Source organism: Thermanaerothrix sp. (genome assembly GCF_056331585.1).
This window is the reverse complement of the sequence record NZ_JBWGPQ010000020.1, coordinates 1-15,759: the sequence shown is the minus strand read 5'-3', so window position 1 is coordinate 15,759 and position 15,759 is coordinate 1. Positions and strand designations below refer to the sequence as shown.

The window sequence follows — 15,759 nt, the reverse complement described above, 5'->3', positions numbered from 1 at the left end:
ACGCCTGTTAAGTCCATGAAGTGACCAGGGTATGCATAAAGTGTCGCGCTTTGGCCATGCTTTGTTCCCAGGTGGGAAACGCCTCATAACGAACACGCGCGGCAAGGCTCATCTGTGCCAACATGTCACGCTGCTCATAGAGAAGCGCAAGTACTTGGGCCAGAGTCTCGGAGTGGCCAGGTGGGATGAGGAACCCATTCTGACCATGGGAGATGATTTCAGCTGCACCACCAGAGGTCGTGGCAATCGGCACGAGCCCATAAGCCATGGCTTCAAGATAGGCGATGCCGAAGCCCTCATAATCCGAAGGCACAGCTAACACCTGGTGGTGGGCCAATAGTTCTCGTAAGGTCTCGTTGCCACAAGCGCCCCACAGGCGGATATTTGGTAAGAGATTATGCCGATGGATAAACGCATGGATGGCGTGAGTAGTCTGGGGTTCTAAATCGGTGCGTCCCACGATGTCTAGAATCCACGTTGTACGGGGAAGTGTCATAAGGGCAGATAGGAGCACATCCAAGCGCTTGCGCCGAATAAGATTGCCCAAGAAGAGAATGCGCAAGGGGCCGTTCTGATAGCTGCGCTCCATGAGGTAGTTAGGATCGGCGATCCCTTCACCTTGGGCGTTTCCTCCGGGGTAAACGATACAATGCGGCTTTTCTTGAGCGGAGCGACAGGTATGATAGACACTTTGTTGCGTGGTGCGGCTATTAAAGATAAAGCCATCCACGCTGTTCAAATAAGCCCGTTCGATCCATCGGTACAGATAACGGATTATACGGGGATGATAAGGCTCACTGCTTCGCAAATGATGCACAATAGCGACAATCGGATAATGTACTGTTGAGCGCAATTGATGATTAAGCCCAAAAAGCGAGGGGTGGTTTAATTCGTCTTGTAGCAGTATCTCCAGGGGGAGAGCCTTAAGGCGCCGTTTTTGTTTGAAGTCGAAATTGTGTGCTAAGGCTAAGCCATATCCCAGCCAGGGTTGTGAGATCACAGTGACCGTATCCCCTTGGTTTTGCAGGTAATGCACCAAATAACGGTCGTAAAGATAACCGCCGGAGAGTGTATTCAGGCTACCGTAAATGATCAGTCCTACTTGCATGATTAGAAAGTCATTTCATAAGCTGCCCAGGCGTTTTCATGCTCCCACAGTCGCACGTACAGGCGCCTTAGGCCCGTGGTGGGCAGTTTTTGAGCCATTCTCTCGCATATCAAACGAGCAAAGTATTCCAGTGAGGGGTTGACGCCGGCAAATTCGGGCAGGTCGTTGAGAAGCCGATCCCGATAGCGCGCGATTTGTTCCTCCAATGCGGCTTCCAGCATTGTAATATCTATCAGATAGTTATGTGCGTCCAAATGTTCACCGCTAACCTCAACCTCAAGACGATAGGGATGAGAATGAGGCAGGTTCTCGCTACCCCAGTCTCCGCCAATTAAGTAGTGTTGGGCAATGAAAGAGCGCGAGACGGCCACATGATACATGGAAAAGCTCCTTTCTGAATCAGATCATTTAGGCGCAAAAAGACATAATTTAGATTAGTCTTTTATAATCATAGCATGAGCCTGAAGCTTAACGACGTTCGTGAACATACTTTGACTGAAATTAACCTGGATGATGCGCTAGAAGCGCTGGGGGTAAAACGCTACACCCTATTAGGAAGGGGCTTAGCTGCCCTTCTGCGCCCCTCGGCTCGTAGATTTGCGCGCCAGATCCTATCCTTTGACCATGAGGTAGCGGACATCGGACTGCACCGGGCGGCTTCTCGATTTGTCTCTCTATATGTTCAGCGCCTCGAAATCCTGGGCGAAGGTTTCATCCCTTGCACTGGGCCGCTGTTGGTGTTGGCGAACCACCCAGGCTTGAGCGATGCGCTGGCGCTTTTCACCGCTATACGTCGTGATGATCTGCGCGTTTTGGCGGCTGAACGCCCTTTCTTAGATGCCCTGCCGGCAATCAAGAAACACCTTATCAGCGTACCTATGGATGAGAACACCCGTATGGGCGTGATCCGTCAGGCCATTCAACACCTGCGATCGGGGGGTGCGCTGCTTAACTTCCCCGCCGGGCGGATTGAGCCGGATCCGGCAGTCATACCAGGTGCTTATGACTCCCTTAATACGTGGTCGGAGAGTATCGGGGTCTTTGTGCGCGCGGTGCCGGAAGCGATCGTATTACCATTGATTGTCAGCGGTGTGTTATCCTCTGCCGCTTTGCATCATCCCTTGAGGCGTTTACGCCGTTCGGCACGCGAACAAGAGCGTTTGGCGGCGACGTTGTGGTTGCTCGTAAAATTGCACCGCCCCAACCAGTGGCCGGTGAGGGTGACCGTACACGTCCTGCCACCGTTGGAAGCCGGTCGTTTCGTCTCATATCACGAGGTGCATGCTATCACCCAGGCCGTGATTGCCCATATCAAAGCCAGTTTTCCCTTTTAGGCGTAGGTTAGGATGACCTGCAACGCCTCTTCGGGGTACTCGCTGAGCAACTGGTAGGCTTCGGCTGCGTGCTCGAGGGGAAAACGGTGAGTGATCCAGAATGAGGGACGCAACCACTTGAGAGCTTCGACGGCCATCTCAAGGCGGCGCGCTTTGGTCCAGCGCCCGCTGAGTTCGGGGGCAATCGTGCTCACCTGGCTTGAGATGATGTGGATGCGGTTGCGATGGAAGCGCCCTCCCAGATCTAGGGCAACCGGTTTACGTCCATACCAAGAACCAACGACAATGCGACCGGTATAGGCGGTAATCTCAACGGCTTGGTTGAGGGCACCAGGTGCTCCTGAGATTTCAAACACCAAATCGGCACCCGAGTGATAGCCAAGTGACTCCAAGATGGATCGCAATCCGCGCAGCACATCTTCGCTGAGGGGGTCAAACGCTGCGGTGATCCCCAGTTCCAGTGCGGCTTTGCGCCGCAGGGGATAACGATCCAATGCGACAATGCGATGGAGTGGAAAGCGGGTCAGTAAGGCCGTGGTGAGCAACCCCACCATACCCAGACCAAAGACAACGACTTGCTCTCCTAAGATCGGACGACCATCTTGGATGAAGTTAATCACTGTCTCCATGTTGGGCAGAAACAAAAGATCCTCTTCGCTCAATCCCTCGGGGAGTGGGATCAGTGACTCCAATGGCGTAATAAAAGCGCTTTCGTGAGGGTTAAAAGCGAACACCTTGCGCCCAAGCCAGGTTTCTTCCACCCCTGCGCCGATGGCGATGATTTCTCCCACACAGGCATAACCATACTTGAAGGGAAACGTGAATGTCCCCTTAAGAGTAGGAAGGGTTTCATCCAGGCTCATCCAACTGGGAATTTGTCCGGTATAGGCCAATACCTCTGTACCAGCGCTAATTGCGCTGGCGATCGTTCTCACCAACACCTCACCATTTTGAGGATCGGGGCAATCCTCCTCTCGAATTTCTACCGCAAGCGGTGCTTTGAAGATGAGTGACTGGCGTTTCATATGTGATACGTTCTAGGCCTCCCCCATAGAATGAGGTCTCGATCCCACATTTCCCATTGCCAGAGTGTCACGCCGGGAGCCTCGCGTTCAGGGCTAACCAGCAACTTGTTTATATAATGATAACCGCCGATCCAGATGGGGGCAAGGGTAATGATAACAGCATCGAGCAATCGGGCTTCCAAAAACGCCGTGAGGACTCTGGCGCCTCCTTCGACCATCAATGAACGGATTCCGTGCTTCCATAGGTAACTCAGCATGAGGCGGAGAGGGATGGGGTCGCCCGGTTCGTTTACCAAAGGCACAATGCGCGCCCCCAAGGCTTCCAGTGCACTTCGGCGATCGGCGGGGGCTTTGGTTGCGGTGAAGATCCATGGGGGTTGAGTGGGATGGTGTAAGATGTGACTTTCCAGCGGGGTGCGCAGGCGGGTATCCAGAACCAGCGGTTGGGGATGTTGCCCCGATACAAGACGCACGGTCAGGCGGGGATTGTCGGCCAGCACCGTGCCCACACCCACCAAGATCGCCCGATGCTCGGCGCGTAGGGCATGGGTTAGGAGGAGAGCGGCTTCACCACTGAGAGCACTGGGATGCCCTTGGGAAAACGTCAAGCACCCATCCAGGCTTTGGGCAAAGGCCAGGGTTATCCAGGGGCGCTGTTCCGTTTCACAACGCTGAGCGCCTTCGGCCTGCCACTCACGGATGCGGCTTCTGGCCATTTCCACCAGGGTGATCCAGGCCGACATGGGGTAGATCTCCCAAATCAAGCCAATGGTTTAAGCGTAAGGCTTTGCTGCTCAAATAGGCCGCATTTTCAGGATACACTGTGGGCAAGAGTGGCACACGTTCGACCACATGAATGCCCAAGGCTTCCAAATCATGAATTTTTTGGGGGTTATTCGTCATAAGACGCACCCGCAAAACCCCTAAGTCTCTGAGGATAAGGGCGGCAATATCGTAACGGCGTGCGTCTGCCGGATGGCCGAGGGCTAAATTGGCTTCTACGGTGTCCAGCCCTTGATCTTGCAGATTGTAAGCGCGCAATTTCTCGCGGAGGCCAATACCCCTCCCTTCCTGGCGCAAGTAGATCAAGATTCCTTGCCCAAGAGCAGCAATGTGGTCCAGGGCTTGATGCAGTTGCTCGCCGCAATCGCAGCGACGCGATCCCAGCACGTCCCCGGTAAAACATTCGGAGTGAACACGGGTGAGGACGGCAGTGAGGGGGTCAAGGTGTCCCCGCACCAGCGCCAGGTGTTCGCGGTGCTCTATCGAGTCCGTATAAAGATGCAAGCGGAATTCACCCCACACAGTAGGGAGCATTGTGCTGACCTCACGTTTTACCTCTAAATTGCGCATTCGATCACCTATCATAACCGTTTTGTATAGGAGGATGTCAGATTAAGTTCGGTCGGTAACCAATAAACCAACCAAAAGAGCCTCAATAACTTTGGTGAGGTAGCCCAAAGGTGTGCGGGCGCCAAACAGCACCCACAACAAGATGGTCACCCCGGTGTAAGCAATGAAGCCGTAGCGCACCCAACGAAAGCGCTTGCCGAGGCGTTCCCGGCCGAGTAAATAGGCGCCGAGAAAGGTCACATAGCCTAAGCCGTTGAGGATGAAGACAAGATCGGGAAAGAGCAGAGAAATGTGGATGACGGCCGTGGCCAGGGCCAGTAAGATGAGTGCAAAAGTTCGCAACGGTTGAGTAGATTTTTGGTTCACATGTGACTCCGATTTCAAAGGCCGCCGTGTTCTTGGGGATGACGAAGGTCGTTCAACTTGACCTGGGACGTGCTCCCAATAGAGCATTAGGATACCGAAGCGATTAATTTTTATGTATTTTATCAACAATTGGAATGGTTGTGGGGCGATGTAAAAACTCGGGCAAGCCTAAAGCCTGCCCGAGTTTCTGCAACCAGGATTGGCAAACGTTACCGGCTGATCCGTTCCAGAGCGATTTTCAGCCTCTCGCCGTCGAACGTATCTTCGGCGGCGGGAAGGTTAGGCGGTAGTGGCTGGTTGAGCATCTCAACGGTCAGGGTTTCGCCCATGATGTACTCCCTAAAAGTGGCAACGGCGGCTTCCAAACCGGGTGTGGCCTGGTAATAGAGGCGGATACGGTCGGCGATATCAAGGTCGGCTTGTTTACGCAGTTCCTGTACCCGCCGCACAAACTCGCGGGCCAATCCCTCCTGGATCAATTCAGGGGTTAAATCAGTAACCAAGGCAGCCAGATAAGGTCCTTCGGAGGCCACAGCAAAACCCTCGCGTGCCTGGACGCGCACTTCAACTTCTTCGGGCAGGATGGTGAATGTCTCACCATTCACATTAACCTCAATCGGTTGATTGTTAAGCAAACGTTTGGCCGCCGGCTCTGGATCCAAATCGAGAATGGCCTTGCGGATGGCTGGGAAGCGGCTGGCATACTTTTGCCCCAATTGCTTGGGCAGTGGGTTGAGGCTGTAGGCCACGGCTTCGCTGGTAGCATCCAGGACTCGTACCCGCTTCACGTTCAACTCATCGGCAAGGAGGTCAGCATAGGCTTGCACCACTGGAATTTCCTCAGCGTTGCCCACGGCAAAGGCGGCTTCGGCCAGGGGTTGGCGCACCTTGCGATTGGCTTTGTTGCGCGCGGCGTGTCCAAGGGATGCCAGGCGCATGACCAGCGCCATCTCACGGTTGAGCCGTTCGTCAATGACCTGCTCATCATATGCTGGCCACTCGGCTAAATGCACCGAGAGGGGCGCTTCTTGATCTACTGAGCGCACCAGGTTTTGGTAAAGCGCCTCGGCCAGGAAGGGCATGGTGGGTGCCAGCAGTTTGCTCAGCGTGACTAGTGCCTCGTAGAGAGTGGCATAGGCGGCGCGTTTGTCGGCATCCGATTCGCTCTTCCAGAAGCGCCGCCGTGAACGCCGCAGATACCAATTGGAAAGTTGATCCACAAAGGTCTCGATGGGGCGGGTTGCGTCTAACACATCGTAATGTTCTAAGGCGTCGGTGACATCTCGTACCAGTACATGCAATGATGAGCGCAGCCAGCGATCCAGGGGGGTATATTCGGGTTCCTCATCTGAGGGTTGCCACTTATCTAGATTGGCGTATGTCACGAAGAAGGCATAAGTGTTCCACAAGGTGAGCACGAAATTGCGCAGCACCTCGGCCACCAAATCACTCGAGAAACGACGTTCCTGGCCGGGCGGGCTAGCAGTGTAGAGGTACCAGCGCATGGCATCAGCACCGGTGCGATTGATCACGTCCCAGGGGTCTACTACGTTTCCGCGTGATTTGGACATCTTTTGCCCTTGAGCGTCCAAGATCAACCCGAGGCAGATCACATTCTTATAAGCAACTTCATTGAATAGCAGCGTGCTGATGGCGTGGAGGGAGTAGAACCAACCGCGCGTTTGGTCAACGGCCTCGCAGATGTAGTCCGCCGGGAATTGGCGTTTGAACATCTCTTGGTTCTCAAATGGATAATGCCATTGGGCAACCGGCATCGCTCCCGAATCGAACCAGACATCAATCAACTCCGGGACGCGGGTCATGGTGCCGCCGCATTCCGGGCATTTCCAGCGGATTTCATCCACATGGGGGCGATGCAGGTCTAGCCCTGAGAGGTCTCGCCCGGCCTTTTGCGAGAGTTCGGCGACTGATCCGATGCACTCCTGATGGTGACACTGCTGGCATTCCCAGATGGGCAGAGGCGTGCCCCAATAGCGCTCGCGCCCTAAGGCCCAATCAATGTTATTAGCCAGCCAGTTACCAAAGCGCCCATGTTTGATGTGTTCAGGATACCAGTTGATTTTCTCGTTCAGAGCAACCATTTGCTCTTTGAACTGGCTGGTGCGGATGTACCAGGTGGGGCGAGCATAATACAGCAAGGGGGTAGAACAACGCCAGCAGAAGGGATAGGTATGCGTGTAGGTTTCGGCGCGTAACAATAGCCCACGGCGGCGTAAGTCCTCGGTAATTTCGGGGTCGGCATCTTTGACGAATTTACCGGCCCATGGGCGCACCTCGGGGATGAAAGCACCTTCTTCATTGACGGTCATCAGGATAGGCAAGTCGTATTCCAGCGCTGCGCTCATATCCTCTGCGCCGAAGGCAGGTGCCATATGCACGAGGCCGGTGCCCTCTTCGGTGGTTACGAAATCGCCCAAAACGACGTAATGGGCGGGTTTATCCACCGGGAGGAAAGTGAACAACGGGTGATAGCGTTTACCCTTCAACTGGTGCCCTTTCATTTTGGCAATCACGGTAATCGGCTCATCTCCGAATACGCGTGAAACCAGCGGTTCGGCCAGGATCAGGCGTTCTTTACCATTTTCTGGAGTTTTGCGTTCAATGACCGCATAGTCTACGTCCGGGTGGGCGGCTACAGCTACGTTGGCGGGCAGGGTCCAGGGCGTGGTTGTCCAGATCAATAAGGACGTCCCGGGTTCGTCCACCAGAGGTAGGCGCACATAAACCGAGGGATCGGTGGCTTCATCGTAACCGAGAGCAACCTCATGATCCGAAAGCGGCGTGCCACAGCGCGGGCAGTAGGGGACGACCTTGAAACCCTGATAGAGTAGATGGCGTTCCCAGAAGTTTTTCAGAATCCACCATACCGATTCAATGTAATCGTTGGTGTAGGTGATATACGCAGCGTCCAGGTCAACCCAATAGGCGATGCGTTCGGTGAGTTTCTCCCACTCGCGAATGTAGGTGAAGGCTGATTTGCGGCAGAGTTCATTGAAGCGGGCAATCCCATAGGCTTCAATTTCCCGCTTGGTGTTAAACCCCAGTTGTTTTTCCACTTCAATCTCGACCGGGAGACCGTGAGTGTCCCATCCTCCGCGGCGAATGACGTGAAAGCCGCGCATAGTTTTATAGCGGGGAAAGACGTCCTTGAACGCGCGCGCCAGGACATGATGTACGCCAGGCTTGCCATTAGCGGTGGGAGGCCCTTCGTAGAAGACATATTCCGGCTGGCCTTCTCGTTGGCGCAGGGTTTCGTGGAAAATATCATGCGTTTTCCAAAAACGTAGGATGGACTCCTCAAGCGCGACGATATCGAGTTTCGGTGAGATGGGTCGGAACATACGCTACTCCTCTAATAACTTTGGGTTTGATCTCTCCGAAAATGAGATGATATCTAAACAAAACCCCTCTCTCCACTTCAGGGACGAGAGGGGTTCTCGCGGTACCACCCTGATTCCTGCCCGCAGGCAGGCACTCTACCAGGTACGCCCGGTTTTCCCGTTGATACCTGCGCCCTGGGTAACGGCTGGCGAGGCCGGCGCCCTTACTGACGAACCCTCTGGTCCGCGTTCAGTTTGCAGCTCCGGAAGGATTTTCGGCTCACCGATCTGCCCCGGCTCACACTCTCCCGGGTTCGCTGACAGCCTCGCATGAGCCTACTCGTTTCCATCGTCGCTTTTCGGATGTGCAAATTATGCCACGAAGTGGGCAAAAAATCAACCGCCGACAGGGTTTCGGGGTGAGGGGATCAAAGTATAATCAAAAGTAACCATGCTCCACGTCCCCTTAATTTTCGCATAGATATAAGTTTTTGTAAGGAAGTGAGGCTGATCCATGAGGATTTTGATTATTGGCGGCAGTGGTTTTATCGGGCGGGCGTTGATCGGGCGCTTGCTGGAAATGGGGCACGAGGTCAGTGTTCTGAGCCGCCGTCCTCAGGCGGTGCGCTTGCCGTCGGCAGTGACCGTGTATCCCTGGGATGGACGCCACGGCGCTCCATGGGCGGATGTGCTGGCTGAGATGAACGCGGTAGTCAATTTGGCCGGGGCAAATTTAGGGGCTGGCCGCTGGACACCACAACGCAAGCAAGAGTTTCTCACCAGTCGCGTTTGGAGTGGTGAAGCGGTCGTGGAAGCCTTCTCTCTAGCCTCCCACAAACCTTTGGTCTTGCTGCAAGCCTCGGCAGTGGGGTATTATGGACCCTGCGGCAATGAGATCATCACCGAAGATGCGCCTCCGGGCAAGGATTTTCTAGGTCAGCTCTGCGTGCAATGGGAGGCCAGCACCCAGCCTGTTGAGGCTTGGGGGGTTCGGCGAGTGCTCTTGCGCACCGGGATTGTCCTGGCGAAGGACAGCCTGGCGCTGAAGCGTCTGGTACTGCCCATTCGCTGGGGCGTAGGGGGACCGCTGGGGAGTGGCAAGCAGTGGATGCCCTGGATTCATATTGCCGATCAAATCGAGGCGATGCTCTTCCTGCTTCAGCATGAACAAGCCCGGGGACCGTATAACCTTACAGCGCCAAATCCTGTGCGCAACGTAGATTTTGGGCGAACACTGGCTCGAGTCATACGCCGCCCTTTCTGGCTCCCGGTTCCGGCGTTGATCTTGAGATTGCTTTTAGGAGAAATGAGTACCATGGTGCTAGATGGGCAACGAGCTGTCCCGCACCGACTTTTAGAGTTGGGTTACCGTTTTAGGTTTGAAAATTTGGAATCAGCGCTGCGTGACCTGTTGGCTTCGTGATGTCCTCCGAGATTTAGGTATAATTAACCAACCCCTGGAGGACGTGGCTATGAACATTGATGAGCAAGTTGCACTTTTGATGCAAGGTACTGAATACGGCGACGAGGCGCTCAAACAGGCTATGGCGGCGGAGTTGCGCGAACGGCTGATCGAGGCGCAGCAGGAAGGCCGACCGTTGCGGGTCTATTGTGGTTATGATCCACGCAAGGCGGATTTACATCTTGGTCATACAGTCACCATGCGCAAGTTACGCCAGTTTCAGGATCTGGGGCATGAGGTTACTTTTTTGATCGGAAATTTTACCTCGCTCATCGGCGATCCTTCCGACAAAGACAAATTGCGCCCTCGCCTCACCCCGGAAGAGATTGAAGAAAATGCGCGCACCTACGCAGAGCAAGCCTTCCGCATCTTGGATCCGACCAAGACTAAGATTCGCTATAACGCGGAGTGGCTCTCGAAACTCTGCCTGGCGGATATGATCCCACTAGCCGCTAATTTTACCCTCCAGCAGTTCTTGACCCGTGAAAACTTCCGCCTGCGCTGGGAGCGCGGCGATCCTATTTACCTGCATGAGACCTTTTATGCCATTATGCAAGGCTATGATGCCTATATGCTCAAGGCCGATGTGCAGGTTGGCGGCACCGATCAATTATTCAATATCGTCACGGCAGCGCGCAAAATAATGACCTTCCTTGGTGCCAAACCTAATATCGCCATCATTATGGGGATTTTACCTGGAACCGATGGCGTAGTTAAGATGAGTAAGTCTTTGGGGAATCATATTCCTATTAACACCACGGCTGAGGACATGTATGGTAAAGTGATGAGCATCCCCGATTTTGTGATGCCCACCTATGCCAAACTGGTCACGCGCTGGTTGCCGGATGAAGTAGCAGCGTTCGAGAAGGCATTGGCCGATGGCACTTTGCATCCGCGCGATGCCAAGATGAAACTGGCCTTTGAAATTACGGCCAACTTCTATGGCGAAGAAGCGGCGCAGCGTGCTCAAGAGGCGTTTGTGCGCCTGTTCCAGAAACGCGATTTGCCCGAAGAGATTCCCGAATTCCATGCCGAAGCGGGGCAAAGCGTGTTAGATATTTTAGTGAATGCCCAGTTGGTCAAAAGCAAGAGTGAGGGCCGTCGCCTGATTGAGCAAAAAGGGGTGCGCCTGGATGGCCAGGTTTTGACTGATCCTAACGCGCCGATCCCGTATCCTGGTGTCTTGCAGGTGGGCAAACGTCAATTCTTGAAAGTGGTTTTCTGAACGTATTGTAAATGCAATTCTGGGACGGAGTCCAATGTCTGATTTACCGCTGGTCATTGAAAACCTCACCTTCCGTTATCGCAGCCGTAGCGAACCGGCGATCCGCAATATTAACCTGAGCGTGCAACCTGGCCAAGTCGTGCTGATCGCTGGCGCCAGTGGGTGTGGCAAGACAACCTTGATCCGCTGTATTAATGGCTTGATCCCGCGCAGTTATAAAGGGGAACTGACAGGGAGCATTCGCATTTTTGGGCAGGATACGCGCGGACTATCACTCGCGCGCATCTCTCAAATGGTGGGTACTGTGTTGCAGGACCCTGAACGCCAGATTCTGGGTTCACGGGTGATCAATGAAGTGGCGTTTGGTCTGGAAAACCTGGGCTTACCCCGCGAGGAAATCCTCCAACGCGCCCATGAGGCCTTGGAGCGGTTGAAAATTACCCATTTACGCGACCGTGAAACGTTTAATCTTTCGGGCGGGGAGAAACAGAAGGTGGCTTTGGCCGGGGTGTTGGCGATGCGCCCGGGGATTTTGCTCTTGGATGAACCCCTGGCCAGCCTGGATCCGGCTAGTGCTCAAGATGCGCTGAGTATGATTCGCCAATTGGCGGATGAAGGAATGACCATTATCCTGATCGAGCATCGCGTTGAAGATGTATTGACCATTCATCCTGAGCGCGTGCTTTATATGAGTGATGGCGAAATTAAATTTGATGGCACGGCCGAGCAGCTGGTGGATTATGTGGACTTCCGTGAGATCAAACTCCCTGCGCGCATGGTCTTAGATTTGGCGGCACGCACCTCCCCTCCGTCTACGCCGGAGTGGTTGCCCAGCGTGCGCGAAGGGCCGCGGGAGCCGTTGGTAGAATTTCAGGATGTGCATTTTGGATATGAAACCGAGACCGAGGTCTTACATGGGATTAATTTGGCGATTTACCGGGGTGATGTGATTGCGGTATTAGGCCCTAATGGTGCCGGCAAGACGACGCTGGTTAAGCATGCGATCGGTTTGCTCAAGCCCAAGTGGGGACGAGTGCTGATCCGCGGGCGGGATACCCGTCAGATGAGCGTCGCTGAAATTGCCAGTACCCTGGGGTATGTTTTCCAAAGCCCAAGCCACATGCTTTTTGCACCTACCGTCTATGAAGAACTGGCATTTGGGCCGAAAAACCTTGATCATGATCCCGAAACCATTCGAAAGGAGGTGATGGAGGCGATCCAGATTGTGAACTTGACAGGCTATGAGCAGACTCCACCGCTCTCGATGTCCTTTGGACAGCAGAAACGTGTCAGTATCGCCGCCATCCTTTCGATGCGCTCGCGTATCCTGGTCATGGATGAACCCACCGCCGGGCAGGATTACAAAAATTACATTAATTTTATGGATTCCATTCTTCAAATGCCTGGCTTTGAGGCGATCCTTTTCATTACCCATGACATTGATGTGGCCATCCGTTATGCCAATCGCGTGCTTTTGGTCAGCAATGGACAGGTGGTGGCGGATGGCGCGCCCGAAGACGTGTTAAGTGACCTGGAGCGGTTGGAAGCCTGCCGCCTGGTTCCAACGTCGTTGTTGCGCCTGAATCTGGAATATCTACCTGCGACCCATCGTTTTCTCAGCGCAGAAGCGCTGGCCCATTTTTCACTGGCTCGATAAGGAGGAGCAAAGATGGATAAGCGTTTGCGATCAATTCTTTTCTCGCTGATCGGTGTGTTGGTCTTCTTCCTGTTGATTGTCTGGATTGGTGGGTTGATTAACCCCAACCTGCAACTGGATGAGACCGGCGTGTTACGCTTTGTTTTTGTTGGGATTGGCCTCTTGATTGTTTTCATCATTTACGCCCTGACCCGTCAAAGCCCGGTCTGGGACGTGGGCACCCGCGAAGTCGTTTACATGGCTATTGGGGCGGCACTCTATGCGGTGCTCTCCTTCCTCTTCAATGGTACGGTGTTCGCGGTGCCCTCGGTCAGCCAGGTGGCGCTACGCCCGGCGATTGCCATCCCGATGTTCTTCGGCTATGCCTTTGGTCCGGTGGTGGGGTTCTTTAGCGGTGCGGTAGGGAACATGTTCGGTGATGCCCTGACCGGCTTTGGCCTTTCACCGCAGTGGAGCATCGGTAATGGTCTGGTTGGTTTCGTCGCTGGCCTGGTACACCTTTTCAAAGACAAGAAGCGCAGCGTGGATGCGGTTTTGATTGCCAGCGCTTTGCTGGCTGCCCTGGCGACGGTGATCTTCTTTGTCAATCGCAACGTGCCCAACATGATGTTCTTTGATCCCGAAGCCGGCATTTTTGGCGATGCGACGATCAGCCTCTTTGCGGGTCTCTCGGCGGTGGTCGGTTTTGTGTTGGTGTTGTTGGTGCGTTTCCTATTTGGCCAGAATCTGGATGTGGTGGCGGCAGTGACCTGGAGCCTTCTGGGCAATTTCCTGGGCATTGGCTTTGCGGCCATTTCGGATATCTGGATTAATGGCTATCCGCCGGCTGTAGCCATCGTTGGTGAATTCCTGCCCGCAGCGGGGCCGAATGCGATCTTTGCCGCCATTTTGGTGCCTTTGCTGGTTGTAGCGTTTGCTTCGGTGCAACGCCAAACCGGACGGTGAATTTTAGGTCGGGGGGCAGACCACGATTCACCAGTCTGCCCCCCAATAAGGAGAAAGTGAGCCTTTATGCTGGTTACCTGGCGCTACCGACCGCGTAAATCCCTAATTCAGAGTTTTGATCCCCGAGCCTGGATCATCTTCTTTCTTTGTTACATTGCCTGCACGGTACTCTTCTGGGATTTGCGTTACCTCTTGGTGCTCTTTGCGATGGCCTTGGTGGCCGTCTTCACCTCAGGAATTAAGTGGCATGAGATGCGGCGGGCCTGGCTGTTCATTGGCGGATTTATCTTGTTCTTTTCTTTTCTTACCCTACTTACCGGGCGGGGCGGGATTGAACTCTACAAGGAGGAGCATATCATCCGTCGCCTGAGCGCAGGTTTCACGCTTTTAGGTTGGCGCCCCACACTGGTCTTAAGCGCCGAGCGCATTGCCTATGCAGTGGCGATGATGGTGCGTGTGTTCAGCCTGGCCAGTATGACCATTCTCATCCCCTATTCGCTCAATCCTGCTCTGTACGGCGTCACGTTCCGCGGCCTGGGCTTACCGGACAAGGTGGCGTATGGCATGGATTTAACCATGCGTTTTATCCCCTCATTTGGGCGCGATTTTCAGTTGACCATGGATGCCCAGCGTGCGCGAGGCTATGAATTGGAAAAGATTTCCGGGGGCCTATTCGCTCAAGTGCGCAAACTGGCGCCTTTGATTGTGCCGGTCACCATTCACGCTATCGTGGCAAGCGAGGATATTATTGATGCCATGGATTTGCGTGCCTTTGGGGTTGGCCCACGCACTTGGGTGGATGAACTGCATTACCGTCCGCGTGATCGTGCCCTGATTGCGTTTGGTGTGGTGATGCTGTTGGTTTGTATTGCACTTTCACTGTGGGGGTTTGGCAAATTCTGGGTACCAGATTTCTTGCTCCGATTGGCGCAGTAACTTCCCGATCTTAAACTAACATGCCACCTGCATTCCCAGGTGGCGTATTTGCTTTACTGCCGTGAGCGCGAGTGATGATTCTCCGGCAAGCCCAGGATAATGGGCAGGCCGAGCATCATAATTCCGGCGCTAAGCCAATAGGTTGTGTGCAATCCAAAATGGTCACCCAGCCACCCAACACCTAACATGGCCAACGAGCCAACGACAAAATTTACAGCCATGAAGGCCCCATTGGCGAGGGCGCGTTGCTCGGGATAATGATCTTGAATTAATGCCATCAGGATGGGAGTCATAGAAAGCATTGTGGCTCCCAGTCCCAGCAGGGTAACTAGGCGAAGAATGAGGTTGGTCGTAACGAGAAATGCCACAGTGAAGACCTCCGCACCAATCCCGGCGATGAGGAGAACGGATTTACGCCCGAAGCGGTCACTCAGTGATCCACCCAGGAAGGCGCCACCAATGCCGGCAAATTCCATGATCGTGAGCGAGCCTCCTGCCAGCCACAACGTTGCTCCTTCTTCAGTCAGAAATGTGGGCAGGAAGGTAGAAAAAGCCACCTGGGCTAACGCGCGAGCCATAAGAAGCAAGCTGACTGGCAGCAACACGGGGCGTAGCAAGTGCCAGGCTTCGTGCCAGGGCAGTGGATCGGGCGCTTGTTGGGGTTGAGTAGGTACATCGCGCAGGTTCCAATAAACGGCAAGCGAGACCACGATCCCGATGACCATCAACCAGGGTAGGCGTTGCTGTCCCAAGCCCTGGACTGCCGCGACCGCAATGAGGGGGCCGAGGGTGCGCCCGAGTTCACCAGCTGCCATCCACAGGCTCATGCCCAGACCGAGCCGCGTGGCGGAGAGCCGCCCGGCAATAGCCGGGCCGATGGCGTGAAACCCGGCTGAAGAAAAGCCAACGATAAGCAGGAACACCATCGCCAGGGGATAGGTCGGTGCAGCCCCGACCAGGGACATCATAATCGCGGTAACCGCCGGACCGAGGAAGAGCAACAAGCG

At 54.4% G+C, this 15,759-nt stretch carries 14 protein-coding genes; 6 read left to right on the top strand and 8 right to left on the bottom strand.

The annotated features are described in order from the left end of the window. Positions 1–7 precede the first annotated feature (7 nt). Together AC01YT_RS08340 and AC01YT_RS08335 are read right to left on the bottom strand one after the other, a co-directional pair. Entirely contained in the window at positions 8–1,108 is a 1,101-nt protein-coding gene (locus AC01YT_RS08340; RefSeq protein WP_476674464.1) for a glycosyltransferase family 4 protein, read from the bottom strand. A 2-nt stretch (positions 1,109–1,110) separates the two neighbouring features. Beyond that, a complete protein-coding gene (locus tag AC01YT_RS08335; RefSeq protein ID WP_424911859.1) occupies positions 1,111–1,488 on the bottom strand; it encodes a 6-pyruvoyl trahydropterin synthase family protein in 378 nt (125 codons plus the stop codon). Positions 1,489–1,563: 75 nt separating this feature from the next. Here AC01YT_RS08335 and AC01YT_RS08330 point away from each other — a divergent pair, with 75 nt between their 5' ends. Next, the gene (locus tag AC01YT_RS08330; RefSeq protein ID WP_476674461.1) at positions 1,564–2,442 is read left to right on the top strand and encodes a 1-acyl-sn-glycerol-3-phosphate acyltransferase; all 879 of its coding nucleotides are present in this window, start codon (positions 1,564–1,566) and stop codon (positions 2,440–2,442) included. On the opposite strand, the gene AC01YT_RS08325 is transcribed toward AC01YT_RS08330, so the two are convergent. The 5 genes from AC01YT_RS08325 to ileS all read right to left on the bottom strand — a co-directional run bounded on the left by AC01YT_RS08325 (position 2,439) and on the right by ileS (position 8,548). Continuing rightward, complete coding sequence (locus tag AC01YT_RS08325; RefSeq protein ID WP_424911861.1) at positions 2,439–3,467, bottom strand: zinc-dependent alcohol dehydrogenase; 1,029 nt, start codon at positions 3,465–3,467, stop codon at positions 2,439–2,441. The two genes, AC01YT_RS08330 and AC01YT_RS08325, sit on opposite strands and share 4 nt — an antisense overlap. Next, positions 3,464–4,210, bottom strand: a complete 747-nt coding sequence (locus AC01YT_RS08320; protein WP_424911862.1) for a RibD family protein — start codon at positions 4,208–4,210, stop codon at positions 3,464–3,466. Before AC01YT_RS08320 ends, AC01YT_RS08325 begins: the two co-directional genes overlap by 4 nt. After that, positions 4,161–4,820, bottom strand: coding sequence for a GTP cyclohydrolase II (gene ribA / locus AC01YT_RS08315; protein ID WP_424911863.1), 660 nt, complete (start codon positions 4,818–4,820; stop codon positions 4,161–4,163). The genes AC01YT_RS08320 and ribA overlap by 50 nt, the downstream gene beginning before the upstream one ends. 42 nt (positions 4,821–4,862) lie before the next feature. Next, positions 4,863–5,186, bottom strand: a complete 324-nt coding sequence (locus tag AC01YT_RS08310; RefSeq protein ID WP_424911864.1) for a hypothetical protein — start codon at positions 5,184–5,186, stop codon at positions 4,863–4,865. A gap of 209 nt (positions 5,187–5,395) precedes the next feature. Further along, entirely contained in the window at positions 5,396–8,548 is a 3,153-nt protein-coding gene (ileS, locus tag AC01YT_RS08305) for an isoleucine--tRNA ligase (RefSeq protein WP_476674458.1), read from the bottom strand. Positions 8,549–9,041: 493 nt separating this feature from the next. On the opposite strand from ileS, the gene AC01YT_RS08300 reads away from it, so the two are divergent. From AC01YT_RS08300 to AC01YT_RS08280, 5 genes are all read left to right on the top strand, one after another. Further along, positions 9,042–9,950, top strand: a complete 909-nt coding sequence (locus AC01YT_RS08300; protein ID WP_476674456.1) for a TIGR01777 family oxidoreductase — start codon at positions 9,042–9,044, stop codon at positions 9,948–9,950. 49 nt (positions 9,951–9,999) lie between these two features. Beyond that, entirely contained in the window at positions 10,000–11,214 is a 1,215-nt protein-coding gene (tyrS, locus tag AC01YT_RS08295; protein ID WP_476674454.1) for a tyrosine--tRNA ligase, read from the top strand. A 34-nt stretch (positions 11,215–11,248) separates the two neighbouring features. After that, on the top strand, positions 11,249–12,871 hold the full coding sequence (locus AC01YT_RS08290) for an ABC transporter ATP-binding protein (RefSeq protein ID WP_476674452.1): 1,623 nt from the start codon (positions 11,249–11,251) through the stop codon (positions 12,869–12,871). Between the two features lie 12 nt (positions 12,872–12,883). Continuing rightward, a complete protein-coding gene (locus tag AC01YT_RS08285; RefSeq protein WP_476674450.1) occupies positions 12,884–13,816 on the top strand; it encodes an ECF transporter S component in 933 nt (310 codons plus the stop codon). A 66-nt stretch (positions 13,817–13,882) separates the two neighbouring features. Beyond that, entirely contained in the window at positions 13,883–14,752 is an 870-nt protein-coding gene (locus AC01YT_RS08280; protein WP_476674448.1) for an energy-coupling factor transporter transmembrane component T family protein, read from the top strand. Positions 14,753–14,805: 53 nt separating this feature from the next. On the opposite strand, the gene AC01YT_RS08275 is transcribed toward AC01YT_RS08280, so the two are convergent. After that, positions 14,806–15,759, bottom strand: a 954-nt coding sequence (locus AC01YT_RS08275; protein WP_476674446.1) for an MFS transporter, incomplete at its 5' end; no start/stop codon positions are given.

Excerpts from the sequence above, each read along its gene's own strand:
- AC01YT_RS08340 (WP_476674464.1), bottom strand. The coding sequence starts at position 1,108 with ATGCAAGTAGGACTGATCATTTACGGTAGCCTGAATACACTCTCCGGC.
- AC01YT_RS08335 (WP_424911859.1), bottom strand. The coding sequence starts at position 1,488 with ATGTATCATGTGGCCGTCTCGCGCTCTTTCATTGCCCAACACTACTTA.
- AC01YT_RS08330 (WP_476674461.1), top strand. The coding sequence starts at position 1,564 with ATGAGCCTGAAGCTTAACGACGTTCGTGAACATACTTTGACTGAAATT.
- AC01YT_RS08325 (WP_424911861.1), bottom strand. The coding sequence starts at position 3,467 with ATGAAACGCCAGTCACTCATCTTCAAAGCACCGCTTGCGGTAGAAATT.
- AC01YT_RS08320 (WP_424911862.1), bottom strand. The coding sequence starts at position 4,210 with ATGTCGGCCTGGATCACCCTGGTGGAAATGGCCAGAAGCCGCATCCGT.
- ribA (WP_424911863.1), bottom strand. The coding sequence starts at position 4,820 with ATGCGCAATTTAGAGGTAAAACGTGAGGTCAGCACAATGCTCCCTACT.
- ileS (WP_476674458.1), bottom strand. The coding sequence starts at position 8,548 with ATGTTCCGACCCATCTCACCGAAACTCGATATCGTCGCGCTTGAGGAG.
- AC01YT_RS08300 (WP_476674456.1), top strand. The coding sequence starts at position 9,042 with ATGAGGATTTTGATTATTGGCGGCAGTGGTTTTATCGGGCGGGCGTTG.
- tyrS (WP_476674454.1), top strand. The coding sequence starts at position 10,000 with ATGAACATTGATGAGCAAGTTGCACTTTTGATGCAAGGTACTGAATAC.
- AC01YT_RS08290 (WP_476674452.1), top strand. The coding sequence starts at position 11,249 with ATGTCTGATTTACCGCTGGTCATTGAAAACCTCACCTTCCGTTATCGC.
- AC01YT_RS08285 (WP_476674450.1), top strand. The coding sequence starts at position 12,884 with ATGGATAAGCGTTTGCGATCAATTCTTTTCTCGCTGATCGGTGTGTTG.
- AC01YT_RS08280 (WP_476674448.1), top strand. The coding sequence starts at position 13,883 with ATGCTGGTTACCTGGCGCTACCGACCGCGTAAATCCCTAATTCAGAGT.